Origin of the sequence: Xanthomonas sp. NCPPB 2922 (genome assembly GCF_041520885.1) — a bacterium.
Lineage (GTDB): Bacteria > Pseudomonadota > Gammaproteobacteria > Xanthomonadales > Xanthomonadaceae > Xanthomonas > Xanthomonas campestris.
This window is the reverse complement of record NZ_JBGOFY010000012.1, coordinates 35,284-57,714: the sequence shown is the minus strand read 5'-3', so window position 1 is coordinate 57,714 and position 22,431 is coordinate 35,284. Positions and strand designations below refer to the sequence as shown.

Genomic DNA, 22,431 nt, shown 5'->3' with positions numbered 1-22,431 from the left:
TGCAGTGCAGCGTGCAAGTCGCCGAACAGGCGCGCACTATGATCCTGCATCCCGACGTGGGGGAGGGAGCAAAGCCCGCTGGCAGTTCGCTGCAAGCGGGCTTTTTTATTGCCTGAACAGTCTACGCCGCGCGTCTGCGCATATGCTCAGGGCAACGGCAGCATCCACAGACACGGCCCGCCGGTGATGAACAGCCGCTGCTGTGCCTGGTCGAAGATGCAGTTGGAGGCGGTGCCCGGCGTGGGGATGTGCCCGAGCAGCTGCCCGTCGCTGTCGAATACGCACACGCCGGTGCCGGAGCTGCTCCATAGCCAGCCGCCGCGATCCACACAAAAGCCATCCGGCAGCCCGTCCGGGACGCTGGCGAAGTGGCGGCGGTCGTGCAGCGCGCCATCGCGCCAGGCAAACGCGGTGATTTCCACGCTGCCGTGTCCCTGCTCCGGCGTCTGCGAGACGTACAAGGTTTGCTCGTCGGGCGAGAACGCCAGCCCGTTGGGGTGGTCCAGGTCGGCCATGCGCTGCAGCGGGCCGCCGTCCGGCGGCAGCCGGTACACGCTGTGGTGGGCGAGCTCCGGATCGGCCGGGCAGCCCTGGCTGGGCTTGCGCAGGCCGAACGGCGGGTCGGTGAACCAGATCGCGCCATCGCGCGCCACGATCAGGTCATTGGGCGAGTTGAGCCGCTTGCCGGCGTAGCGGCCCACCAGCAGGTGGGCCTGGCCATCGGCATCGCTGCGGGTGATGGCGCGCCGGCCGTGTTCGCAGTGCACCAGGCGCTGCTGCGCATCCACCGCGTTGCCATTGGTGAAGGCGGTGGCATCCAGCAGCACATCCACGGCGCCGTCTTCGCGCCACCCCAGCACGCGGCGGCCAACCAGGTCGCTCCACACCAGCGTGCGCCGGGCCTCCCACCAGGTGGGACCTTCGCTCCAGGTGGCCTGGTCGTACAGGGTGAGCAGGCGCGCATCGCCCAGCCGTGCGGCCAGGGCGGCATGCGTGGTGCGGGGCGGGTCGCAGTCGGCGGGAGCGGCCGGGCCGGTCGGGCGGACGCGGCAATGGCTGTCCATCATGGCGCCGCTGCTTCATCGAACGGATGCGCTGCCGCCACGCCGGGGGAGTGCGCAAACTGCACCATCATCTGCAGGCAGGGCGTGTCGCCCAGTTGGCCGGAGCGGTGGCCACGTGCATCGGTGGTGCCCTGGTCCTGGCCGAAGTGGATATCGCCGGGGCCCATTTCCACGCGCGTGCCGTCGCCGGTTTCGATGAACCAGCGCCCGCGCAGCGGGATCACCCACTGCGGGTGCGGGCTTTCGTGCCAGTCGCCGACCCAGCCCACCGGCAGCACCGCAAACTGCACGCCCACCACCTCGCCGGGAAACGGCCGCAGCCACTGCGGCGCGGCGCCACCGCCCACGCTTTTGCTCTGGAAGCCGGCCAACTGCGAGGCATTGAGCCGGCTCAGCCCGTCCGGGCCGGTCCACAGATGCAGGAACGGCAGGCTGGGCGGCAGGGCCTGATCGGTACCGTCGTTATGCAGCGCGACCTGCGAGGGCAGGGCCGCGGCGGGCAACAGGGTGGGCGACATGCGGTGACCTCGTGCGAAAACCGCAGTGCAGCATGGCGTTTGTCAGGGCGTTGTCTGCGAGGCGTAAAAGGTCGAACCGGTGCACAGGGCGACTGTGGACGGGTGCATGCGCGTTGCTGGCAGGTGCGCGTGGCCTTGCTGACGATGGCGATGACATCAGCACGGCATGCCTTGGCGCGCAGTTCGGGCAGGCGCGTCGGTCGCCGGCGCGTAGCTTCAGCTGCACTGCCTGGCGCATGAGCGCGATACGCACGTCCTGCGATTGCAGCCGTGTATCGCTGTCCATCCACGAACGACTGGCATTCCAGGAATTCCGCCAGTGGCAACTGAGCTCCGTTGCCGCCAAGCAGCGCTGCCCGCCGGAACAGCGCAGACCCGGTCGCGTCTGCAACACGGCGCCGCATCCGTTAGAATGAGATCAATTCTCATTTAATCCCGGGCGCACCCCTGCCCGGGTCCGGCGTCCAGGAGGTCATCGTGTCGGCCACGCAAGTCGCGCTTCAGCAGCAGGTGGAGCGCCTGTACACCGACCACCACGGCTGGCTGCAGGGCTGGTTGCGGCGCAAGCTGGGCGACGGGTGCGTGGCGGCCGACCTGGCCCAGGACACCTTCATCAGCGTGATCGATGCCGGCGCGGCCGACCAGATCCGCGAGCCACGGCCGTTCCTGGCCACCATCGCGCGGCGGCTGATGGCGCACCGCCAGCGGCGCAAGCTGCTGGAGGCCAGCTACCTGGAGATGCTGGCCACGTTGCCGGAAGAGCTGGCGCCTTCGCCGGAGCTGCACCTGCTGGCGCTGGAGGCGGTGCAGCAGCTGGACCAGGCGCTGGACGGCCTGCCGCCGAAAGTGAAGGAGGCCTTCCTGCTGGCGCACCTGCACGAGCTCAGCTACGCGCAGATCGCGCAGCGCCTGGGGGTGTCCAGCAGCTCGGTCAAGCAGTACCTCACGCGCGCCAACCGGCAGTGCCTGTTCGCTGTGTCGGCCTGAGTGGTGGCACCGATGTCTGCGAGCAACGCCAGCACGCCGCGCACGCCCCTGGCCGGCGGGCAGCCGATCAGCGCAGAGGTGGCCGACCAGGCCGCCGAGTGGCTGACGGTGCTGATGTCCGGCACCGCCAGCGCGGCGCAATTACGTGACTGGGAACACTGGCGCGCCGCGCATCCGGACCACGCGCGGGCCTGGGCGCATCTGGAGGCGGTGACCGGCCGGCTGAAGACCCTGGCACCGCAGGCGGCCTACCGCAGCCTGTCGCCGTATGCCGACGGCAAGCGCCCCGCCTCGCCGGGCCGGCGCAAGGCGCTCAACCTGGTGCTGTGGGGCGGGGTGGCCGGCGTCACCGGGCTGCTAGCCACCCGCACCCAGCGCTGGCAGCAGGCAACGGCCGACTACGCCACCGCCACCGGGCAGCGCCGGGTGCTGCAACTGGGCGACGGCACCCGCCTGACCCTCAACACGCGCAGCGCGGTGGATGTGCGCTTCGATACGCACCAGCGCCTGCTGGATCTGGTGGCCGGCGAGATCATGGTGGTGACCGCGCACGCGCTGGGCGCCGCGCAGGACCCGCGCCCACTGCTGGTGCGCACCGTGCACGGCGATGTCCGCGCGCTGGGCACGCGCTTTTGCGTACGCCAGGACCAGGCGCAGAGCCGGGTCACGGTGCTGGAGAGCGCGGTGGAGATCCGCCCGCGTGATGCCACTCACGCCGCGCGCCGCGTGCAGGCCGGCCAGCAATGCGTGTTCAATGCCGCGTTCCTGCAGGCGCCGGGGCCGGCCGATGCGCAGGCCACTGCCTGGGAGCGCGGGCAGTTGATTGCCGACGAGTTGCGGCTGGATGCGTTCGTGGCCGAGCTGGAGCGGTATCGCCCCGGGCTGCTGCGCTGCGACCCGGCGGTGGCCGGCTTGCGCGTCTCCGGGGTGTTTCCGCTGGACGATACCGACCGCATCCTGGCCATGCTGCCCAGCGTGCTGCCAGTGCGGGTACGCCAGCGCAGCCGCTACTGGGTGAGCATCCAGGCGGCCGGTTAGGCGCAGCGATCAACGACTGCGTAGCTGCGAGGCGGGTGCGGCCGTTACTCGAAATCCTATGGTCCTACGGACACTCCAGTTCCTCCGCGCCGTCCGCATCTGCTGACGATTGCTCGCTACGTTTTTCGCGGATCCAAACGCGGCGATCGCGCTGCGGCGCTTTGCAGATCGTGCCGTACGCGGCGCAGCGCTGAATAAAACTGGGCGGGCACGTCCGATGGGCGAGGTGCGCATCGCCGGGCTGGTCAGGCCGCCGGTGCGGCTGCCAGACACGCAACGCCGTGGTGTCGGCGAGTCGGTATGCGCCCGAAGTTCCCAACGCGCCATCTGCGGGTGCTCGCGCAAGACACCTCTGTCCGACGACCGCGCGCTGCGGTCATCAGCCAGTCCGGCCCGCGTCTGCAGACGCCCGGCAGACACCGCCGCCGCAAGTCCCGAAAAAAAGTTGCTCGATGGTCTGCCCGATCGGCGCGCTCGTGGCACCTCCTTGATGACGGTGTCAGTGCGACGCCACCTCAGATTGCGGGAACCCCCATGTCCATCTCCGACCGCCGCCGCGGCCACCACGCTGTTTCGCTGCCCTTCTCACTGCCGCGCGCTGCACTGCCCAGGCCCATCGCCACCGCGATTGCGCTGGCCCTGTGCGGCCTGACGGTGCTCGCCACCAGTCCCGCTGCCGCCGCGCAGGATGCTCAAACCGCGTCCGCGGCCCGGCAGCGCTACAGCATCCCGGCCGGGCCGCTGGCACCGGCCCTGCGCAGTCTGGCCGGCTCGGCCAACCTGCTGCTGAGCTTCACCGCTGCGCAGACCGATGGACGCACCACCGCCGGGCTGGACGGCGACTACACCGCTGCCGGCGCACTCACCGCGGTGCTGGCCGGCAGTGGGTTGCAGGCCGTGCCACTGCAGACCGGCGGCTACGTGTTGCGCCCGGCGCCCGCGGCGGTGACCAGCCAGGGCGAAGTGGATGCCTGGCTGCTGCCGACGGTGAAAGTCACCGCACAGGCCGAGCGGCGCGCCGCCACCAGCGGCACCGGCAGCTATACCGCGCGCGCGGTCAGCATCGGCCGTGGCGAGCAGCGCCTGAAGGACATCCCGCAGTCGATCAGCGTGGTCACCCGCCAACTGATGGACGAGCAGAACATCACCTCGATCTACGACGCGCTGGCCAGCACCACCGGCATCACCATCGTGCAGAGCCCGCAGGGTGGCAAATACATCTATGCGCGCGGTTTCGACATCACCACCGTGCAGTACGACGGCGTGCCGCTCAATCGCGGCATGTATGGCCGCGCCAGCAACTACAGCGCCAACATGGGCATCTACGACCGTGCCGAAGTGCTGCGCGGCGCCGCCGGCCTGCTGCAGGGCGCGGGCAACCCCAGCGGTGCGGTGAACCTGGTGCGCAAGCGCCCGCTGGATGTGCCCGGCGTGAGCGTGATGCTGCAGGCCGGCTCCTGGGACCGCTATGGCGGCTTGCTGGATGCCAGCGCCAACCTCACCGACGATGGTGCCCTGCGCGCGCGCGGCGTGATCGACTACCAGGACCAGCGCTCGTTCGTCGATGGTGTGGAGCGGCGCACGCCCACCTATTACGGCACGCTGGATTACAGCGTCTCGCCGCAGACCCAGGTCAGCCTGGCCGCCAGCTACGAAGAAGTCGAAGGCCGGCCATTTTTTGGCGGCCTGCCGAGTTACACCGACGGCCGCGATATCGGCCTGCCGCGCAGCACCAACCTGGGCGCGCAGTGGAACCGGCAATCCTCGTCCAACCGCGGCCTGTACCTGGACCTGGACCATCGCTTCAACGCCGATTGGGTGTTCAAGCTCAGCGCGGTGCAGGTGCATGAGCGGCACAACCTCAAGTACGCCAGCTCCAGCCGCGCGATCAACCCGGCCAACGGCACCGGCGCCCTGCTGGCAGCACGCACGATTTCCGAAGCGGACGTGGCCGGCGTGGATGCCAATGTGATTGGGCATTTCAACGCGCTCGGGCGGCGCCACGAGTTGGTGTTAGGCAGCAACTACGCCGAAACCACGGTGGATACGGTTTACGGCAACAAGAACAACTTTCAGACCTTCAACGTGTTCTCGCTGCAACGCAACGTGCGTGCAATCAGCGATGAAGAAATCTTTGCCAGTGCGCGCGAGGCGCGTCACGGCACCTCGCGCGAGCTGGGTCTGTACAGCGCGTTGCGCTGGCAACTGACCGACCCGCTGAAGGCGATCGTGGGTGCACGCGTGAGCTGGCACGACACCAAATGGAACACCACCACCACCACCGGGCTGTCGCCCTCGCAGTCGATCGAACACACCCGCGAAACCGGGCAGGTCACCCCGTATGCCGGCCTGCTGTACGCGCTCACGCCCACCTGGTCGGCGTATGCCAGTTATGCGGATATTTTTCAGCCGCAGAACGCGCAGAACGAAGCCGGCGACATGCTCAAGCCCATGACCGGCGCCAACTACGAGCTGGGGCTCAAGGGCGAGTGGCTGGATGGCCGCATCAATACCGCCTTTGCGCTGTTCCAGGTGGAGCAGAAGAACCGCGCGCAGGCCGACCTGAGCACCAGTCCCACCTGCCGCAACAACGACTTCTGCTACATCGACAGCGGCAAGGTGCGCAGCCGCGGCTTCGATGCGGAAGTCAGTGGCGAAGTGCTGCGCGACTGGAACCTGTTCGCCGGCTACACCTTCAACCGCACCACCTATCTGCAGGATGTCAGCAGCCAGGGCCAGACCTTCAACAGCTACACGCCCAAGCACCTGCTGCGGGTGTGGACCACCTACCGGCTGCCGGGCGTGTTGCAGGACGTCACCGTGGGGGGCGGCGTGAGCGCGCAGAGTGCGGCGTATCGGCAGATCGGCGCGGCCACTGCAGATATTCCCGGGCGTGCGGTGTGGAATGCGCTGGCGCGTTACCAGGTGAACCGGCAGTGGTCGCTGGCGGTGAACCTCAACAACGTGTTCGACAAGCGCTACTACAGCACCTTGTCGAGCTTCGTGAATGGCCGCTATTACGGCGAGCCGCGCAACGTGATGGTGACCCTACGCGGCGCGCTGTGATGCGCCGCTGCATGCACGGGACGATGGCCGCATGAGGGAGGGGTTTCGGCAAAGCATGGCGTGGCTGCATACCTGGTGCGGCCTCACCTGCGGCTGGCTGCTGTGCGCGATCTTCCTCACCGGCACGCTCAGCGTGTTCCGCGACCCGATCACCAGCTGGATGCAGGCCAGGCCAACACTGCCCGGCGCCGCCACGCACGCGTCGCTGCCCCAGGCACAGCTGGTGCCACGCGCGCTGGCACACCTGCGCCAACAGGCGGCGCAGGCCACGTTGTGGCGCATCAGTTTGCCGGTGCACTTGGGCGACACGCTGGATGTGGTCTGGCGTGGCCCCGCTGGCGCCGGCCAGGCCACGCTGAGCCCCATCACCGGCGAAGTCCTGCCCACGCCGTGGGGCCGCCAGACTGAAGGCGGGCGGCATTTCATGAGCTTCCACTACACCTTGCAGGGCGGCATTCCCGGCTACTGGCTGGTGGGCTGGGTATCGATGTGCGGATTGATTGCGTTGGTGTCCGGCGTGGTGGTGCACAAGCGCATCTTCCTGGACTTTTTCACCTTCCGCCCGGGCAAGGGGCAGCGCTCGTGGCTGGATGCGCACAACGCCACCGCCGTGCTCACGCTGCCGTTCCTGTTGATGATCGTCTACACCGGGCTGGCGTATTTCTCCACCAGCTATCTCTCCGCGCCGCTGCACGCGCTGTATGGCCAGGACGAAGACGCCTACGCCCGGTACGAGGCGGCGTTGTCGCCTGCCGCCGCGGCACCAGCGGCGCAGCCAACCCAGCACGAGCGGATGCACACCTATCTGCCCGATCTTGTGCAGCGCGCCGCAGCGCTCAATGGTCAGTCTGCGCAAACACTGGTCATTCAACGCCCGGACCAGCCTGGTGGCACGCTGCGTGTAATTGCGCGTGTTGCAGACACCGCGCACTCGCGGCAGTTGCTCAATCCACCGGCCAGCGTGGTGTTCGATACCGGCAGTGGCGCGCTACTGGAGCGGCATGCCGTTGCGGCGCACACGCCGCTGCAAGCCGCCGATGTGGACGCGACGATCAAGACCTTGCATGTGGCCGGGTTTGGCGGCTGGACCGCCAAGTGGCTGTACTTCGTCTGTGGCCTGGCCGGTACCGCGATGATCGCCACCGGCACGGTGTTGTTCACCGTCAAGCGCCGGCGCCGCAGCGAGCAGGAATTCGGCGCTGCCACGGCAGGCATCTATCGGGTGGTGGAAGCGTGCAACGTGGCCGCACTGGCCGGCACCGCGCTGGCCTGCATTGCGTACTTCTATGCCAACCGCTTGCTGCCGGCAGAGCTGGAGGCGCGTGCGCAGACGGAAATCCGCGTGTTTCTGTGGGTGTGGGCCGGCACGTTGCTGCATGGCCTGCTGCGCCCACCGCTGCGTGCCTGGGTGGAGCAATTGGGTAGCGCCGCCGCGTTGTGCATTGGTCTGCCGCTGCTCAACGCGGCCAGCACCGGTCAGCATGTTGGCCGCTATCTGCTCGATGGCGATCTGCAGCGCGCGGCGGTGGAACTCACTGCCGTGGGCTTCGGTGTGAGCTTCGCCTATGCCGCATATCGCGTGCAGCAGCGCATCAGTGCGCCGCCACCCGTGCGTGCGGCGCGGCGCACGCCGGCAGCGGAGCCCGGTGCATGAGTAAACCGCCACAGGCATCGCCATGGCGTTACCGCGGCGCTGTCGCCGGGCGCGTGCTGGCGGCCAGCATGGGCGGCTATGCGCTCACCGCCAGTGGCAGCGGCGTGGCCGCGCAGCTGCTGGCCCGCGTGGCAGGCGTGGCGCCGGCCGTTGCGGTGCTGGTGACCACGCTGCTGAGTTTCGTGGTCTACACGCTGCTGGCAATGTGGATGTTCCGCGCGCGCAGTGCGTGGCGGATGTGGTTGTCGATGCTCGTCGCGCTGGCGGTGCTGGCAGGCATCGACTGGGTGCTGCGGGGCAGTGCATGGCCGGCATGATCGCCCCGCTCACCGCGTTGGCGCTATGCCACGCCGGCATGATGGCGATTTGCGCGGCGATGCATCGCCATTACGAACAACTCACCGGCCAGCGCACCGCACCGCGTGCGCAGCGCTGGCAGTTGCGCGTGCTCGGTGCATGCCTGCTGCTGAGCGCGCTGGGCGTGTGCGTGCGCGCCTGGGGCGGCAGTGCGGGCGCGGTGCTATGGCTGGGCATGGCGAGCGCCGGGGCCTTGTGGGTGGTGCTTGGGCTGGCCTCTGCACCGCGCCGCAGTGCCTGGGTGGCGGTAGCGGTGGGATGCCTGGGCGGCGTGGCTGCGGCCGGCGCGGTGCTGGGGCTCGGCTAGCGCGAGCGCAGCGCACAGATGCGTAGCGGGTGCGTCATTGCCAGGGTAGGCGCGCTTGCGCGCGCGCTTGGCAGTGCCGGTGACGCGTTCGCGCACGCGCGCGCTCCCACTGTGCACGGCGGTGGCGGCGCACGCGCGGCAGCGCACCTGCACATGGTGCTACCCGGCAGGGATGCCAGAATCGGGCCATGTCACAGCCCATTCCGTCTGCCTCTCCTGCGCTGGCCGCTCTGATCGAGCGGGCCGTGGCGCGCGTCCGCCACGCCCTGCCTGCCGATGCGCCGTGGCCCGAAGGTGTTGAGCACCCGCTGGCACGCGTAGCGCTGGCCAGTGACTTCGTGGTCGACACGCTCGCCCGCCAACCTGCGCTGCTCGCCCACCTGGCACAGCCAGACCCGCCGCCGCTGCCGGTGCCACGCCTGGACCCGGCGCAGCCGCAGGACTGGGCCGCACAACTGCGCCGTTACCGTGCAGCCGCCTCCGCGCGCCTGGTCTGGCGCGACGTGCTCGGCCTGGACGATGTGGACGCCACCCTGGCCGGTGCTACCACGTTGGCGGAAACCTGCCTGCAATGCGCGCTGCAGGCACTCGAACAGCAATTCGCCACCCGCCACGGGCAGGTGATTGCCGAAGACGGCAGCGTGCAGCGGCTGGTGGTGTTCGGGCTGGGCAAGCTCGGCGGTGGCGAACTGAATTTTTCCTCCGACGTGGACCTGGTCTATGCGTATCCGCAGGCCGGGCAGTCCGAGGGCGCGCGCCCGCTGGCGGCCGAAGAATATTTCGCGCGGCTGGGCCAACAGCTGGCCAAGCTGCTCGACGAAACCACCGCCGATGGCTTCAGCCATCGCGTGGACCTGCGCCTGCGCCCGTTCGGCAGCGCCGGGCGGGTGGCATTGTCGTTCAACGGCATGGATCAGTATTTCCAGCGGGAAGGCCGCGACTGGGAGCGCTATGCGTGGTTGAAGGCCCGCGCGGTGGCCGGTGACATCGCTGCCGGCGAAGCCTGGCTGGAAACGCTGCGCCCGTTCGTGTATCGCCGCTACCTGGATTTCACTGCGCTCGACGGGCTGCGCGACATGAAGGCCGCGATCACGGCTGAGGTGGCGCGCCATGCACGCCTGGACGACATCAAGCGCGGGCCGGGCGGCATCCGCGAGATCGAATTCCTGGCGCAATCGCTGCAGCTTATTCGCGGTGGGCGCGAAGCCAGCTTGCGCGAGCGCCGTTTGTTGCCAGCCTTGCAGGCGCTGGTGGACCTCGGGCAGATCGATCCGCCCACCGGTCAGGCATTGGCCGAGGCCTACCGCTTCCTGCGCCGGGTGGAGAACCGCCTGCAGATGCTGCGCGACGCACAGACGCATGCCTTGCCGCAGGGCGAGCCGGAGCGCGAACGCATCGCGCTCGGTCTGGGCTATGCGCACTGGCAGGCGTTGCTGGAGGCGTTGGCACCGCACCGCACGCGGGTGGCGGCGGAATTTGCCGAGTTGCTGGCACCGCGCGTGCACGCCACCGCGCCCGATACGCTGGCCGATTACTGGCGCGCGCTGCCCGAGGGTGACGCGGCGCCGTTGCTGGGCATCGGCCTGCACGATCCCGGCAACGCGCATCACATGCTGGCCGATTTCGCACAGTCCTCCGGCGTGCGCGCACTGTCCGATGGCGCGCGCACGCGGCTGGACCGGGTGATGCCGGCGCTGCTGCATGCGGCGATCCGCGCGACCCAGCCAGACGCCGCGTTGCGGCGCGTGCTCGGCCTGCTGCAGGCCACGCTGCGCCGCACCAGCTACCTGGCGCTGCTCGACGAGCAGCCCAGCGCGCTGGCTCGCCTGGTCGATGTGCTCTCGCGCAGTGCCTTGCTGGCCGAGCGCCTGGCCGCGTATCCGCTGCTGCTGGACGAACTACTCGATACCCGCATTGCAGGGCCATTGCCGGACCGCGCGGCACTGCATGCCGCGTGCGTGGACACGCTGCAGATCGACGACCCGGAAGCGGCGCTGCGCGAACTCAACGAGCGCCGGCTTGCGCTGAGTTTCCGCATCGCGCTGGCCACGCTGGATGGGCGCCAGCAGGCGGTGGATAGCACCCGCCAACTCGCCTGGTTGGCCGAAGCGGTGGTGCAGACGGTGCTGCAGCTGGCGCAGACGCAATTGCAGGCCGCGCATGGGCAGGTGCCGGGTGGTGCGTTCGCCATCATCGGGTACGGCAGCCTGGGCGGGATGGAACTGGGCTTCGGCTCGGACCTGGATCTGGTGTTTCTCTACGATCACCCGCGCGCGGTGGAAGCCTCCGATGGCGCGCGCCCGCTGGAATCCGGGCGCTGGTTTGCGCGCCTTGCGCAGAAGGTGATGACATTGCTGGGCGCCGAAACCGGCGCCGGCCGTCTCTACGACATCGATGTGCGGCTGCGCCCGGACGGCGGCAAGGGTGCGTTGGTGTCCTCGCTCGCCAGCTATCGCGACTATCAACGCGATCGTGCCTGGACCTGGGAGCATCAGGCACTGGTGCGCGCACGTGCGGTGGCCGGCGATGCCGCGCTTTGCGAAGCGTTCGTGCAGGTGCGTCGCGAGACGCTGACACGCGTGCGCGACCCCGCTCTGCTGCACGAGGACGTGCGCAAGATGCGTGCACGCATGCGCAGCGAACTCGATCGCAGCGATGCCGGGCGACTGGATCTCAAGCAGGGGGCCGGCGGTCTGGTCGACCTGGAATTCCTGTTGCAGGCCGGCGTGCTCGGCCAGGCCGCCCAGCATCCGGCGTTGCTGTTGGCCTGCGCCACGCCCGCATTGATCGACGCGCTGGTGCAGGTGCAGTGGCTACCGGCCGAGAGTGCAGCGCCGCTGCATCACGCCCACGCCACGTTGGTGGAGGCGGGCCTGAGTTGCACATTGGACCGTCGGCCACGCTTGGTGGTCTCCACGCCTCCGATTCGGGATGCTTGCCAAATTGTTGCAGCGATTGCAGATGCGCAGCAGTTGCGATTTCAGCCAGGAAAAGGTGCCTAAAGACGTCGGCGGAGCCAGCCGTTCTCCGCAGTGCGGCACGCCCGGCAGTCCTTGTGCGCTACGCATCAGCACTCGCTCGGGTCTAGGCGTTTCTGGTCATGGACCTTCCTGCATAGAACGCCTGTGCAGCATCCTTACAGACATTCTCGTAAAATACATCGGCATCCTCGGTGGTGTAGCCGGCTCCGACGAAGCATCCGCGCGCGATTTCATGCAACGTATGCCTGACGCTGCTCGCATCGTCGTATACAGCATTGAGGCATGCCACCACTACCCCTACATCCTGTTTGGAAAGACGGGGCTCACCGCTCATCAAGCGTGCGTGGTTGATGCATGCAACGGCATTTGCTCTGGTGAATGAATCGCCTAACCCGGAACAGTCTTCGAAGCCATTGCCTTGCGCGTTGAGCTTGAAGTGCACGATCGGCAGGCCTTCCATATTCTTCTGTTTCGCCATCTCCATGAAGTCTGCAAGAGCTTCGGGTCGATCCTGCAGGCGCCTGGACTGGAACTTCGTTTCCAAATGTTGCAATAACGGCCCGGCGACACTGGTGTTTTTTTTCAATACGCTGATGGACGGATCTTCGAACATCAGGGTCGCATCGATCCTGTCCGTTTGCTCCTGCGATAGCAGCCCGTTGGCGATCAGCGTTTTCATGATGACTTTTTCGGGGTGGCCCCAATGCTCGTCGGCGGCATACACCTGACGGAAATTCAGGATCGCTTGGCCGGCAGCGTGTTGTGCCTGCTTGCCAAGTTTGTCGTCGCCCTCCAGTGTACGTTCAAGCAATTCCATGCACTGTTTGAGCGACAACGCTCTGTCGCTCTGGGAATCCTGCTTGAAATGCTGCATGCCGCGATTGATGAAGGGCTGGGTGATTGATCGTGAGGTATATCCGCTTGCACCGGTCTGAGCATTGGGTACGCCGGTCAGAGAGTACTTGTTCTTGGTTTCGTAGAGCGGGCTTCTACTCAGGTCCGGATTGGCCGGGACATGCGTAGGGGCGTACTGGGCAATGCACTCGTCCCTGATGCGCTCGCCCTTGAGGCAGGCAAGGTTGGTGAGCAGCGATTGCCGTGCGTGCTGGCTGTCGAAGAGGTGGCCGATATGAACCTTGGTCGCCGCACGGTAGTCGCTCATGGTGGCGAACTGGTTGGACCCGCACGTTCTGATCGGTACGAAGGGACGGCTGTGCGATGCGCGTTCTCCTTCGGTAGCGCTGTGATACCGCGCGTGATAGCTCTCCGCTTTCACGCATGCTTTCTCAAGCCGATCATTGCTGCTAAATCCGGCCTTGCCGTCGCGGAGCGAGGTCGTTGAAAGAAAGAAGTTGTCTGCCACATAGCCTGCGCCAGCAATGCCAAGAGCGTACTTGGCAGCTCGTGTTGCCCACTGTCCGCCATGGTCTCTGCCATTCTTTGGTGTACCGTCCTGCGTATTGGGTGGACGCTGGCTTTGCTGTTTTTGCTTGTTCTTTCGAGTTGGCAACGCTCCCAGTAAGCCTGCCGTCGTTTCTGCACAGGGAGTGGCTGACGCCGACGCGGGGGTGGATAACCCGGTGGAGGTGCCAGGGGTCAGTAGCCGCTGGACGGTGGCCAACGGCAGTGAGGTTTTTGTTCGCATGATGGGTCTCCTAGAGTGCAGGACGGAAATCAGCGATGCCGGTTGAGTCGATGCTAGACGGGCCTATGACCGAACGTAATGAACAGAGCGTACGTAGTAGAGAATTGAGGGGCGTAGCACAACGTTTGCGGGTGCCGTCTGGTGGTTTCATCCATCATCGGTCAGCTCTGTGATTGAAGATGCGGACCGCCCAATCAATTTGGTGTAAGCAATCTCTCGTTCCGCCACGTGATAATGAATACGCCTTATCACGGTGGAGTCACCTGGATTTTCCTGTACTAGGACGTTGCTGACCAAACGCGATATGCCGGTGTTCTCGATGGTGCGTGCAACAGGGTGGGCGCATCAACCGTAGTCGACCTGTAAACCAAGCGTTTTTGATCCCAGTTGACTCACAGGACGACTGTGCCGCAGATCTGCGCACGCTTCCATTTCGACTGCGAAGATGTGATGTCATAAGCGAGCAGCCACGCTGTGGCTCGTATCAGGAGCGTGTGCGATCGATGCACTGCCGTTGGATGCAGGACGTACCCGTATCATGTCGATCCAGGTGTGTGCTGCAGTCACCCGCTCGCGCGCGGCGCACTCCGCCACAGCAGTGCGCGGAACGGTCCGAGCAGAAACACGCCCATGCCCAGCTTCACCGCCAGATCGCCGGCCGCCCAGCTGATCCACGGCAGGCCGGCGCCGGCAAAGGCGATGCTCCAGAAGATCGCCGTATCCAGCGTGGCGCTGCAGGTGGTCGCCACGATCGGCGCGCGCCACCAGTTGCCATTACGCAGACGATCGAACACGCTGATATCCAGCAACTGCGCAGCGATAAACGCGCTGCACGACGCGATTGCGATCCGTGGCGTCGCCAGCCAGATCGACAACACCACCGCGAGCGCAAAGCCGCACCAGGCCACCGTGCGCGCCGCGCGTGGGCCGAAGCGCCGATTGATCAGGTTGCTCACCAGAAACGCCAACGGATACGAAAATGCGCCCCAGGTCAGCCAATCGTTGATCGGGTACTGCACCAGGATGTTGGACAGCAGCACCACTGCGCCCATGGCCGAGACCGCCCCCAACAGGGCGCGAACGGTGAGCGGTGCAAAGGTGGGAGCAGGCGCGGCAGGCATGGCGGGACAACAGCAGTCGTGGGCGGCGCTAATTATCCGTGCGTCGCCGCGTATGGGCTACTGCGGCTTCTGGTCAGACTTCACTGTGCTAACAGCGGTCATCACGGACTGAGGCACGCTCGCGCGAAAGAAGGGCGCGAAACAGCCAACACACAGCGATCAGCTGCAGTAGGCAATGCGTGCGATGTGCTGTTGCAGGCTCACAGCGCGCTATTCGCCAGGGCCGTGTTACCAGGCCTGGCTGCTGTTCTGTGCAGCCGATTCCGCAGTCGGCACGAATGCCAGCGCCTCGCCCTGCGCCGATTGCACGGTCCAGCCCGCACCGGCGGGGCTTGGCTGGAAGGTCACCGTCTCGCCAACGCGGAACCCTGCAGCCGGTGCGTCATTGCGGACAGGCCAACGTAGCAATGCGGTGTTGGCAGCTTGCGCAGGATCCTGGAGCTGGACCTCGCTGCCGCCGTCGGGCGTGGGGCCTACCGATGTCACGCGCATTGGCGGTAACGGCCCGGCGGATGCCTTGTTCGACGCATGGGTGAGCGCCTCCGAGCCCGCTACTGCGCTGTGTGTCAGTGCCAACGACACGAAGTACGGCGCGGAGATCACCAGAATGGCCGACATCGCAGACGCGTCGCCACGGGTGATGGTGGTCAGGCCGGCCTGCGCCTGCATCGGCTGGCCGGCGCTGAGCGCCAGCAGCGCCACGAGGCTGACGGATCGGAAGGATGAGGTCATGGAGATGCTCCGTGCGCGGCAGCGCTGCGTGGAATGGAGAACTCCTGCAGCAGCGCCTTGCGCTGTTGCAGGAAGTCGAACACCGACTCGACCGTGATCACCGAGTAATTGCCGGAGATGCGTTCGTTGGCCGGATGGTCGCTCACTGCCGCATTGGCCACAAAGAAGCGGGCCCCAATGCGTTTACTCAAATCGAGATGCAGGCGGGTGGGTTAGTAATCGGCATGCTTGAGCCAGGCCTGCGCGCTACGGCGATCTACAACTGGCGCCGCCACCGCTGTGGCCTGTGCGTCGGATTGCGCAAGCGCGGCGGCCAGTACCTCCAGCACCCACTGATTGGAGTTCTGGTAATCGGTAGAAAACGGGTAGGCGATCATGCTGTAGCGCGGCGTGTGCAGGGCGTGCGCCAGGGTACCGGGATCCTGCAACAAGTGCTGCAGCGTTTGTTGCACCTCAGGCGAGGGCACGCCGACGCGCAGATCCGCATGCAGCGCGCTTTCGCCAATGAAATTGCTCAGACCTTCGCGATAGAGCTCGGAGGTGTCGGATTTGCAGTGATTGAGCAGGTGCGTGACGCGCCAGTTGCCATCGTCTTCGCGCAGTGCGAAGGCGAGATGACTATGTTTCAGCCCATACCGGCTCAAGTCCTGGCCACCGCGTGCCAACAGGACGACGCGTGCACCGTCCAGCCTGTCCAGCGTCTGCTGCGTGGACCGGGCCAGGTCGAACATGGCCGCCAGCGTGGCCGGTGTCGGGTAGTGCGGGATGCAGGTCGGCGCACCGATCGCAGGTAGGGTGGCAAGGAACAGCATGATCGCCATTGCGTAGCGCATGCGGTGTCCGTGAGAGCGCTGCATCTGGGGGCATCTTCCTTGTACGGTCATGGCGTTGCTGTCGGCCCGGTCATAAGCCCAGGCGCATACGCACCTGCGCCGCAATCCGTTCGGTTTCGCGTACCGGCATAGCGGCCGTGGTAGCCAAAACTTCATTAACTGCGCACAGGCGCTGGCGCTGCTGCAGTGCCTGCACATAGGCGCCGACACGGCCGCGCGCAACCTCTGCACAAGCAGCCACCACCGGCACGGGTGTGGCGCAGGCTTCGGAGAGCAGGTTGACCGAATCGGCGCTGGCCACGATCGCGTCCGCCCAGCCCAGCAGGCCGGCATACGGGTTGGCGCCATCGCGCGCGTCGCACCACAGCAGGCCGGGGTTGCCCTGCTGCAGGGTGCACAACAGCGCAACGGCCTCCTGCGGCGTGCGGCGCGAGGCGGTGATCAGCAGGCTGCCGCCTGCGGCGCGCACCTGCGCCTGCACGGCATTGCACTGCGCTGCCAGCGCCTGCGGTGTCCACGGCACCTGCGCGGTGGGCCCGCCGATCAGCAGCGCCACACGTGGCCCCGGCAACCTGCCCACTGCGGGGAATGCCACGCGCCCGGCGGCCAGCCAGGCGTCGTCCACCGGATGCAGGCTGCCAAGCAGGGTGAGCACGTTCTCGCCACGCAGTGCATCGTGCTCGGGCACCACCACCAGGTCCCACTGGCGCCGGTCGAGTCGCGGGTCCAGGATCTGCACCGCCACGCTGCCGCGGGCGCGCAGCAGACGCGTGGCCAACGCCGCCTGGCGTCCGCAGCCAATCACCAGGCCGGGCGGCTGTTGCAGCTGCGCGGCAAATGCCGGCCCGAAGGCCGCGCTGGCGCCGGGCAGGCGTCGCGGCGCGGCCCAGCGCCAGGGCGCTCTGGCCTGCAGATGCAGTGCATGCACGGTGTCGGGGTGCAGGGCGCGGGCCAGCGCTTCGGCCTGGCGGGCATTGCCGGCGCGCCCGTCGCTTACCGCCCAGGTCACTGCCATCGTTTCAGATCCGACATAGATTTGTTTCAGATTGAGCGTGTGTTCCAGCAATCGCACCACTCTACACTGCGGGTCTTCACACTGGCGCCGTTGCTGCACCCTACTGTCGCCATCCCACTGTCTCCCGGAGTCTCCATGTCCGACCTGCTCAACGCTGCCGCGCTGGATCAGCTGTTTCGCACCGCCCGCACGCAAAACGCCTTCCTCGATACGCCGGTCAGCGAAGACCTGTTGCGCGAGCTCTATGACCTGGTCAAGTGGGGCCCCACCGCGGCCAACGGCTCGCCGGCGCGGTTCGTGTTCGTGACCACCGCCGAGGGCAAGGAAAAGCTCAAGCCCGCATTGTCCGAGGGAAACGCCGCCAAGACCCTGGCCGCACCGGTGACGGCGATCATTGGGTTTGACGAAGACTTTCACGAGAAGCTGCCGTACCTGTTCCCGCATGCCGATGCCAAGAGCTGGTTCGACGGCCCGCGTACGGCGCGCACCGAGTCGGCATTCCGCAACAGCTCGCTGCAGGGCGCGTACCTGATCCTGGCCGCGCGTGCGCTGGGCCTGGATGCCGGCCCGATGTCCGGCTTCGACAATGCCAAGGTGGACGCCGCGTTCTTTGCCGGCACGCCGATTAAATCCAACTTTCTGGTCAATCTCGGGTACGGTGACCCGGCCGGGCTGTTCCCGCGCCTGCCGCGCCTGAGTTTCGACGAAGCCGCACGCATCGCTTAAGCGCGCGGTCGCTGTTTCCCGCAGTCCTCGTCCGTCTGCCCCTGTCCCATCGCGTCGCTTCGGCGCGCTCACCCATCTCAAGGAGTTTCAATGAAGACCACCCATAAGTTGTTGCTGCCGCTCGCCCTGACCCTGGCCATCGCCGCCTGCTCGAAGCCGGCTGACAACGCCGCCGCGCCGGCTGCCGAAACCCCGGCCGCCACCGCCCCGGCCGATGCCGCCGCCGCTGCGCCCGCACCGGCTGCCGATGCGTCGACCGCGCCGGCCGTGCAGGTGGCCTCCGGCACCTACACGCTGGACCCGACCCACACCGACGTGCTGGCGCAGTGGAGCCACTTCGGCTTCTCCAACCCCACCGCGCACTTCGGCAATGTCGACGGCACCCTGGTGTACGACGCCGCCGACGTGACCAAGTCGACCGTGCAGGTGACCCTGCCGCTGTCCGGCTTGAACAGCTTCACCGCCAAGTTCGACGAACACCTGAAGAGCGGTGATTTCTTCGACGCGGCCAAGTTCCCGAGCGCCACCTTCAAGAGCACCAAGGTCGAGTCGGCCGGCACCAACAAGCTGACCGTCACCGGTGATCTGACCATCAAGGACCAGACCAAGCCGGTCGTGCTGGACGTCACCCTCAACGGTGCCGGCGAGCACCCGATGAAGAAGGTGCCGGCCGCTGGTTTCGACGCCACCACCACGATCAAGCGCAGCGATTTCGGTGTTGGCCAGTACGCGCCGAACGTCAGCGACGAAGTCAAGATCCGCATCACCACCGAGGCCCTGCAGGCCAAGGCCGGCGACGCCGCCGCGAAGTAATTCGCCGCGCTGCCGACGCACCGGTGCGCGCAATCGCACCGATGTGTGGAATACAAAAGCCCGCCAATTGGCGGGCTTTTTGTTTGTGCGCGTGGCCGGCGCCATGCAGTGATGCGGTGAACCACAATCGCTCAGCTCGTGTAGGAGCGGCCTTGGCCGCGAGGGCTTCACCGTCAGCCCAAACACCGCGCACGACCAATCAGCTCGTGTAGGAGCGGCCTAGGCCGCGAGGGCTCCACCCTCAGCCCAACTCCAAACACCACCCACGCCGTAAACCACGCACCAACGCCTCATTCCCCAGCCGGATTCGCCTTCCAATAGCCCTTTGCACGCACCGACTCCTTGTCCACCTGCAGGTGCTCTTCCAGGAACTTGCGCATTGCCCGCGCGCGCATCGATTCGGCGCCGATCCAGTAGAACGTATCGCCGTCGTGCGGCTCGTAGTCGCGCAGGCTGTCTTCCAGCAGCGTGCTGGTGGCAGCGTCGAAGCCGTTGCGCTCCAGCCAGTAGATGTCCACGTCGGCAGCGCTGAGCAGTTCCTGGCGCTCGGCCGCGTCGGCAATTTCGATGTAGACCTCCGCGTGCATGTCGGCTGGCATGGCTTCCAGCCAGCGGCCGATTGCGGGCAACGCGGTTTCGTCGCCGAGCAGCACGTAGTGGTCGTAGTCGTCGGCCACCAGGAATGAGCCGCGTGGGCCGCCGATTTTCAAGTCATCGCCGGGCTGCGCCTGTGCCGCCCAGCTGGAGGCCACGCCATCGCCATGCAGCACGAAATCGATGCTCAATTCGCTACTCTGCGGGTCGAAATAGCGCGGCGTGTAGTCGCGGCCGGGCGAGGGCACGGCGCCCGCGTCGTAGCGCGGGCCTTCGGCCGTCATTGTCGGCAGCACGAAGGCGCCGTCGGCATTGGGAAAGAACAGTTTGACGTGGTCGTCCGGGGCATCGCTCTGGAAGCCGGCCAACTCGCTGCCGCCAAACACGATGCGGCGCATCTGCGGGGTGATCGTTTCGCAGCGCAGTACCTGTACGGAGCGCAGGCGGGGGTCGCGGCGAACTTGGGTATTGGTGTGGACAGCCATGGAGTGCAATTCCTGGGGAAGGCCACGCAGCACGTGGCGGGGGAGGGGCGCATCGGCGCGGTCAGGCTGGCGGCGGCGGGCCAATGTCACGGTACAAGCGCGGTGCGCAGGCTCAGGTGTCGCCTGGCTCCATGCCGTCGGCGGCGGCGTTGAGCAGCGCGGCAATGCGCGCGGTTTCGGCCTCGGTCCATTGCCCATGCCGGGCGAACAGGCCGTGTTTGATGCGGTGGATGGCGTCGCGGATCGGCGCCGGCGTCTGTGCCTTGATCAGGTCGCGCGCGCGGCGGTGCGTGCGTGCCAGGGCGGCGTCCAGCGCATCGCGGTGCGCACTGGCGTGGCCGCGGCCGGCTTCGGTGATCTGGTAACGCTTGCGCCCGTGGTCCTGGTCGGTGAGCACCCAACCGTCGGTTTCCAACTGCGCCAGCGCCGGGTAAATCGTGCCGGCGCTGGGCGTATACAGCCCCTTGAACAGCTGGGCGATCTGGCGCATCAGCTCGTACCCATGGCGCGGCTGCTGCTCGATCAGCGCCAGCAGCAGCAGACGCAGGTCGCCATGGCCAAGCGGGCGCGCGGTGCCGGATCGCCGGGCGCGCCCTGTGGGACTGTCGAAATCTGACGCGGCGATGAGGTCTGAGGGAGTTTGCATTCGATATATCGAAGTTTTCGAAACGATATATCGAAAGGCAGGCTGCGGCAAGCGTGCAACTGTCGCCCAGCTGACTTGCACGGCACGGAAACTGCTTGGCGCAGCTTGATGCTGCAGCGCCGCTAGACAGGGAAAGGTTGCATAATTACGATGTAATTACTTCGACATTACGGGCTCGGCCCGGTGAGGCGTACGCGATGAGTCGACAGTGGGACACCCAGGCCGAGAGCCGCCGCCAGCGCCTGCAGCGCGCCGCCGCGCTCGCGCCCCGCGGGCGGGTGGTGGCCGCCGACGATGTGGTGGCGCTGCTGGAAGCGGTGATCGAGCCGGGCGACCGCGTCTGCCTGGAAGGCAACAACCAGAAGCAGGCCGATTTCCTGGCGCGCTGCCTCACCGAGGTAGACCCCACGCGCGTGCACGACCTGCACATGGTGCAGTCGGTGCTGTCGCTGCCCGCGCACCTGGACGTGTTCGAACGCGGCATCGCCAAGCGTCTGGATTTCTCGTTCTCCGGCCCGCAGGCCGCGCGCCTGGCCGGGCTGGTGAGCGAAGGGCGCATCGAGATCGGCGCCATCCACACCTACCTGGAACTGTTCGGGCGCTATTTCATCGACCTCACCCCGCGCATCGCGCTGGTCACCGCGCAGGCCGCCGACCGCCACGGCAATCTCTACACCGGACCCAACACCGAAGACACGCCGGTGATCGTGGAGGCCACCGCATTCAAGGGCGGCATCGTCATCGCGCAGGTCAACGAAATTCTGGACACGCTGCCGCGCGTGGACATCCCGGCCGACTGGGTGGACTTCGTCACCCACGCGCCCAAGCCCAATTACATCGAACCGCTGTTCACCCGCGACCCGGCGCAGATTTCCGAGATCCAGGTGCTGATGGCGATGATGGCCATCAAGGGTATCTACGCCGAATACGGTGTGGACCGGCTCAATCACGGCATCGGTTTCGATACCGCTGCAATCGAGCTGCTACTGCCCACCTACGCCGAGTCGCTAGGGCTGAAGGGCAAAATCTGCCGGCATTGGGCGCTGAATCCGCATCCGGCGCTGATTCCGGCAATTGAATCGGGCTTCGTGCAATCGGTGCATTCGTTCGGCTCGGAACTGGGCATGGAGAAGTACATCGCCGCGCGCCCGGATGTGTTCTTCACCGGTGCCGACGGCAGCATGCGGTCCAACCGCGCGCTCTCGCAGACCGCGGGTTTATATGCGTGCGACATGTTTATCGGTTCCACCTTGCAGATCGATTTGCAAGGCAACAGTTCCACCGCCACGCGCGATCGCATCGCCGGCTTCGGGGGAGCGCCGAATATGGGCTCGGATGCGCGGGGTCGCCGCCATGCAAGCGCTGCGTGGCTCAAGGCCGGCCGTGAAGCCGCACGGCCGGGCGAGATGCCGCGCGGGCGCAAGCTGGTGGTGCAGATGGTGGAAACCTTTCGCGAACACATGGCGCCGGCCTTCGTTGAGAAGCTCGATGCGTGGGAGCTGGCCGAGCGCGCCAACCTGCCGCTGCCGCCGGTGATGATCTACGGCGACGACGTCAGCCATGTGCTCACCGAAGAAGGCATCGCCAACCTGCTGCTGTGCCGCACGCCGGAAGAACGCGAGCAGGCCATTCGCGGCGTGTCCGGTTACACCGCGGTCGGCCTGGGCCGCGACAAGCGCATGGTGGAAAACCTACGCGACCGCGGCGTCATCAAGCGTCCCGACGATCTGGGCATCCGCCCGCGCGATGCCACGCGCGATCTGCTTGCCGCGCGCACGGTCAAGGACCTGGTGCGCTGGTCCGGTGGGTTGTACGACCCGCCGAAACGTTTTCGCAACTGGTAGGGGTA

The 22,431-nt window shown here is 66.7% G+C and carries 18 protein-coding genes, 1 other RNA gene and 1 pseudogene; 11 read left to right on the top strand and 9 right to left on the bottom strand.

Going from position 1 to position 22,431, the window contains the following annotated elements:
• Positions 1-146: 146 nt before the first annotated feature.
• Both ACD584_RS14070 and ACD584_RS14065 read right to left on the bottom strand, forming a co-directional pair.
• Positions 147-1,064 (bottom strand): SMP-30/gluconolactonase/LRE family protein, encoded by a 918-nt coding sequence (locus ACD584_RS14070; RefSeq protein WP_076037304.1) that lies wholly within the window; start codon positions 1,062-1,064, stop codon positions 147-149.
• Positions 1,064-1,582, bottom strand: coding sequence for a hypothetical protein (locus tag ACD584_RS14065; protein WP_076037303.1), 519 nt, complete (start codon positions 1,580-1,582; stop codon positions 1,064-1,066). The genes ACD584_RS14070 and ACD584_RS14065 overlap by 1 nt, the downstream gene beginning before the upstream one ends.
• Before the next feature lie 477 nt (positions 1,583-2,059).
• On the opposite strand from ACD584_RS14065, the gene ACD584_RS14060 reads away from it, so the two are divergent.
• The 8 genes from ACD584_RS14060 to glnE all read left to right on the top strand — a co-directional run bounded on the left by ACD584_RS14060 (position 2,060) and on the right by glnE (position 11,993).
• On the top strand, positions 2,060-2,569 hold the full coding sequence (locus tag ACD584_RS14060) for a sigma-70 family RNA polymerase sigma factor (RefSeq protein WP_011038677.1): 510 nt from the start codon (positions 2,060-2,062) through the stop codon (positions 2,567-2,569).
• A gap of 12 nt (positions 2,570-2,581) precedes the next feature.
• On the top strand, positions 2,582-3,607 hold the full coding sequence (locus ACD584_RS14055) for a FecR domain-containing protein (protein WP_070694233.1): 1,026 nt from the start codon (positions 2,582-2,584) through the stop codon (positions 3,605-3,607).
• A 58-nt stretch (positions 3,608-3,665) separates the two neighbouring features.
• Positions 3,666-3,737: non-coding RNA, sX9 sRNA (locus ACD584_RS14050), on the top strand.
• A gap of 404 nt (positions 3,738-4,141) precedes the next feature.
• Complete coding sequence (locus tag ACD584_RS14045; protein ID WP_175611707.1) at positions 4,142-6,673, top strand: TonB-dependent receptor; 2,532 nt, start codon at positions 4,142-4,144, stop codon at positions 6,671-6,673.
• Positions 6,674-6,704: 31 nt separating this feature from the next.
• On the top strand, positions 6,705-8,327 hold the full coding sequence (locus ACD584_RS14040) for a PepSY domain-containing protein (RefSeq protein ID WP_076037302.1): 1,623 nt from the start codon (positions 6,705-6,707) through the stop codon (positions 8,325-8,327).
• Complete coding sequence (locus ACD584_RS14035; protein ID WP_070689552.1) at positions 8,324-8,644, top strand: DUF3649 domain-containing protein; 321 nt, start codon at positions 8,324-8,326, stop codon at positions 8,642-8,644. Before ACD584_RS14040 ends, ACD584_RS14035 begins: the two co-directional genes overlap by 4 nt.
• Positions 8,641-8,991: a DUF3325 domain-containing protein gene (locus tag ACD584_RS14030; protein WP_228438040.1), complete on the top strand. Its 351-nt coding sequence runs from the start codon at positions 8,641-8,643 to the stop codon at positions 8,989-8,991. Before ACD584_RS14035 ends, ACD584_RS14030 begins: the two co-directional genes overlap by 4 nt.
• A 188-nt stretch (positions 8,992-9,179) precedes the next feature.
• Complete coding sequence (gene glnE / locus ACD584_RS14025) at positions 9,180-11,993, top strand: bifunctional [glutamate--ammonia ligase]-adenylyl-L-tyrosine phosphorylase/[glutamate--ammonia-ligase] adenylyltransferase (RefSeq protein ID WP_076037300.1); 2,814 nt, start codon at positions 9,180-9,182, stop codon at positions 11,991-11,993.
• 82 nt (positions 11,994-12,075) lie between these two features.
• Here glnE and xopAG read toward each other — a convergent pair whose 3' ends face one another.
• From xopAG to ACD584_RS14000, 5 genes and pseudogenes are all read right to left on the bottom strand, one after another.
• On the bottom strand, positions 12,076-13,617 hold the full coding sequence (xopAG, locus tag ACD584_RS14020; protein WP_274340406.1) for a XopAG/AvrGf1 family type III secretion system effector: 1,542 nt from the start codon (positions 13,615-13,617) through the stop codon (positions 12,076-12,078).
• 563 nt (positions 13,618-14,180) lie between these two features.
• A complete protein-coding gene (locus ACD584_RS14015; RefSeq protein ID WP_076037298.1) occupies positions 14,181-14,738 on the bottom strand; it encodes a VUT family protein in 558 nt (185 codons plus the stop codon).
• A gap of 228 nt (positions 14,739-14,966) precedes the next feature.
• Complete coding sequence (locus ACD584_RS14010) at positions 14,967-15,470, bottom strand: hypothetical protein (RefSeq protein WP_011269490.1); 504 nt, start codon at positions 15,468-15,470, stop codon at positions 14,967-14,969.
• A pseudogene (locus ACD584_RS14005) lies at positions 15,467-16,327 on the bottom strand (DUF2145 domain-containing protein). The gene ACD584_RS14010 and the pseudogene ACD584_RS14005 overlap by 4 nt, the downstream one beginning before the upstream one ends.
• Before the next feature lie 46 nt (positions 16,328-16,373).
• On the bottom strand, positions 16,374-17,318 hold the full coding sequence (locus ACD584_RS14000; RefSeq protein WP_076037924.1) for a mitochondrial fission ELM1 family protein: 945 nt from the start codon (positions 17,316-17,318) through the stop codon (positions 16,374-16,376).
• Between the two features lie 135 nt (positions 17,319-17,453).
• Between ACD584_RS14000 and ACD584_RS13995 the strand changes: the two genes are divergently transcribed.
• Positions 17,454-18,044, top strand: a complete 591-nt coding sequence (locus tag ACD584_RS13995; RefSeq protein WP_011038689.1) for a malonic semialdehyde reductase — start codon at positions 17,454-17,456, stop codon at positions 18,042-18,044.
• Between the two features lie 90 nt (positions 18,045-18,134).
• Positions 18,135-18,857, top strand: a complete 723-nt coding sequence (locus tag ACD584_RS13990; RefSeq protein WP_012437248.1) for a YceI family protein — start codon at positions 18,135-18,137, stop codon at positions 18,855-18,857.
• Positions 18,858-19,147: 290 nt separating this feature from the next.
• On the opposite strand, the gene ACD584_RS13985 is transcribed toward ACD584_RS13990, so the two are convergent.
• Together ACD584_RS13985 and ACD584_RS13980 are read right to left on the bottom strand one after the other, a co-directional pair.
• On the bottom strand, positions 19,148-19,936 hold the full coding sequence (locus ACD584_RS13985) for a siderophore-interacting protein (RefSeq protein ID WP_076037297.1): 789 nt from the start codon (positions 19,934-19,936) through the stop codon (positions 19,148-19,150).
• Between the two features lie 112 nt (positions 19,937-20,048).
• Positions 20,049-20,582: a PadR family transcriptional regulator gene (locus tag ACD584_RS13980; protein ID WP_076037296.1), complete on the bottom strand. Its 534-nt coding sequence runs from the start codon at positions 20,580-20,582 to the stop codon at positions 20,049-20,051.
• Positions 20,583-20,779: 197 nt separating this feature from the next.
• Here ACD584_RS13980 and mdcA point away from each other — a divergent pair, with 197 nt between their 5' ends.
• Positions 20,780-22,426, top strand: coding sequence for a malonate decarboxylase subunit alpha (mdcA, locus tag ACD584_RS13975; protein WP_076037295.1), 1,647 nt, complete (start codon positions 20,780-20,782; stop codon positions 22,424-22,426).
• Positions 22,427-22,431: the final 5 nt, after the last annotated feature.

What these genes read in the sequence shown, in the direction of transcription:
- ACD584_RS14070 (WP_076037304.1), bottom strand. Translation starts at nt 1,064, where the DNA reads ATGGACAGCCATTGCCGCGTCCGCCCGACCGGCCCGGCCGCTCCCGCC.
- ACD584_RS14065 (WP_076037303.1), bottom strand. Translation starts at nt 1,582, where the DNA reads ATGTCGCCCACCCTGTTGCCCGCCGCGGCCCTGCCCTCGCAGGTCGCG.
- ACD584_RS14055 (WP_070694233.1), top strand. Translation starts at nt 2,582, where the DNA reads ATGTCTGCGAGCAACGCCAGCACGCCGCGCACGCCCCTGGCCGGCGGG.
- ACD584_RS14045 (WP_175611707.1), top strand. Translation starts at nt 4,142, where the DNA reads ATGTCCATCTCCGACCGCCGCCGCGGCCACCACGCTGTTTCGCTGCCC.
- ACD584_RS14040 (WP_076037302.1), top strand. Translation starts at nt 6,705, where the DNA reads ATGAGGGAGGGGTTTCGGCAAAGCATGGCGTGGCTGCATACCTGGTGC.
- ACD584_RS14035 (WP_070689552.1), top strand. Translation starts at nt 8,324, where the DNA reads ATGAGTAAACCGCCACAGGCATCGCCATGGCGTTACCGCGGCGCTGTC.
- ACD584_RS14030 (WP_228438040.1), top strand. Translation starts at nt 8,641, where the DNA reads ATGATCGCCCCGCTCACCGCGTTGGCGCTATGCCACGCCGGCATGATG.
- glnE (WP_076037300.1), top strand. Translation starts at nt 9,180, where the DNA reads ATGTCACAGCCCATTCCGTCTGCCTCTCCTGCGCTGGCCGCTCTGATC.
- xopAG (WP_274340406.1), bottom strand. Translation starts at nt 13,617, where the DNA reads ATGCGAACAAAAACCTCACTGCCGTTGGCCACCGTCCAGCGGCTACTG.
- ACD584_RS14015 (WP_076037298.1), bottom strand. Translation starts at nt 14,738, where the DNA reads ATGCCTGCCGCGCCTGCTCCCACCTTTGCACCGCTCACCGTTCGCGCC.
- ACD584_RS14010 (WP_011269490.1), bottom strand. Translation starts at nt 15,470, where the DNA reads ATGACCTCATCCTTCCGATCCGTCAGCCTCGTGGCGCTGCTGGCGCTC.
- ACD584_RS14000 (WP_076037924.1), bottom strand. Translation starts at nt 17,318, where the DNA reads ATGGCAGTGACCTGGGCGGTAAGCGACGGGCGCGCCGGCAATGCCCGC.
- ACD584_RS13995 (WP_011038689.1), top strand. Translation starts at nt 17,454, where the DNA reads ATGTCCGACCTGCTCAACGCTGCCGCGCTGGATCAGCTGTTTCGCACC.
- ACD584_RS13990 (WP_012437248.1), top strand. Translation starts at nt 18,135, where the DNA reads ATGAAGACCACCCATAAGTTGTTGCTGCCGCTCGCCCTGACCCTGGCC.
- ACD584_RS13985 (WP_076037297.1), bottom strand. Translation starts at nt 19,936, where the DNA reads ATGGCTGTCCACACCAATACCCAAGTTCGCCGCGACCCCCGCCTGCGC.
- ACD584_RS13980 (WP_076037296.1), bottom strand. Translation starts at nt 20,582, where the DNA reads ATGCAAACTCCCTCAGACCTCATCGCCGCGTCAGATTTCGACAGTCCC.
- mdcA (WP_076037295.1), top strand. Translation starts at nt 20,780, where the DNA reads ATGAGTCGACAGTGGGACACCCAGGCCGAGAGCCGCCGCCAGCGCCTG.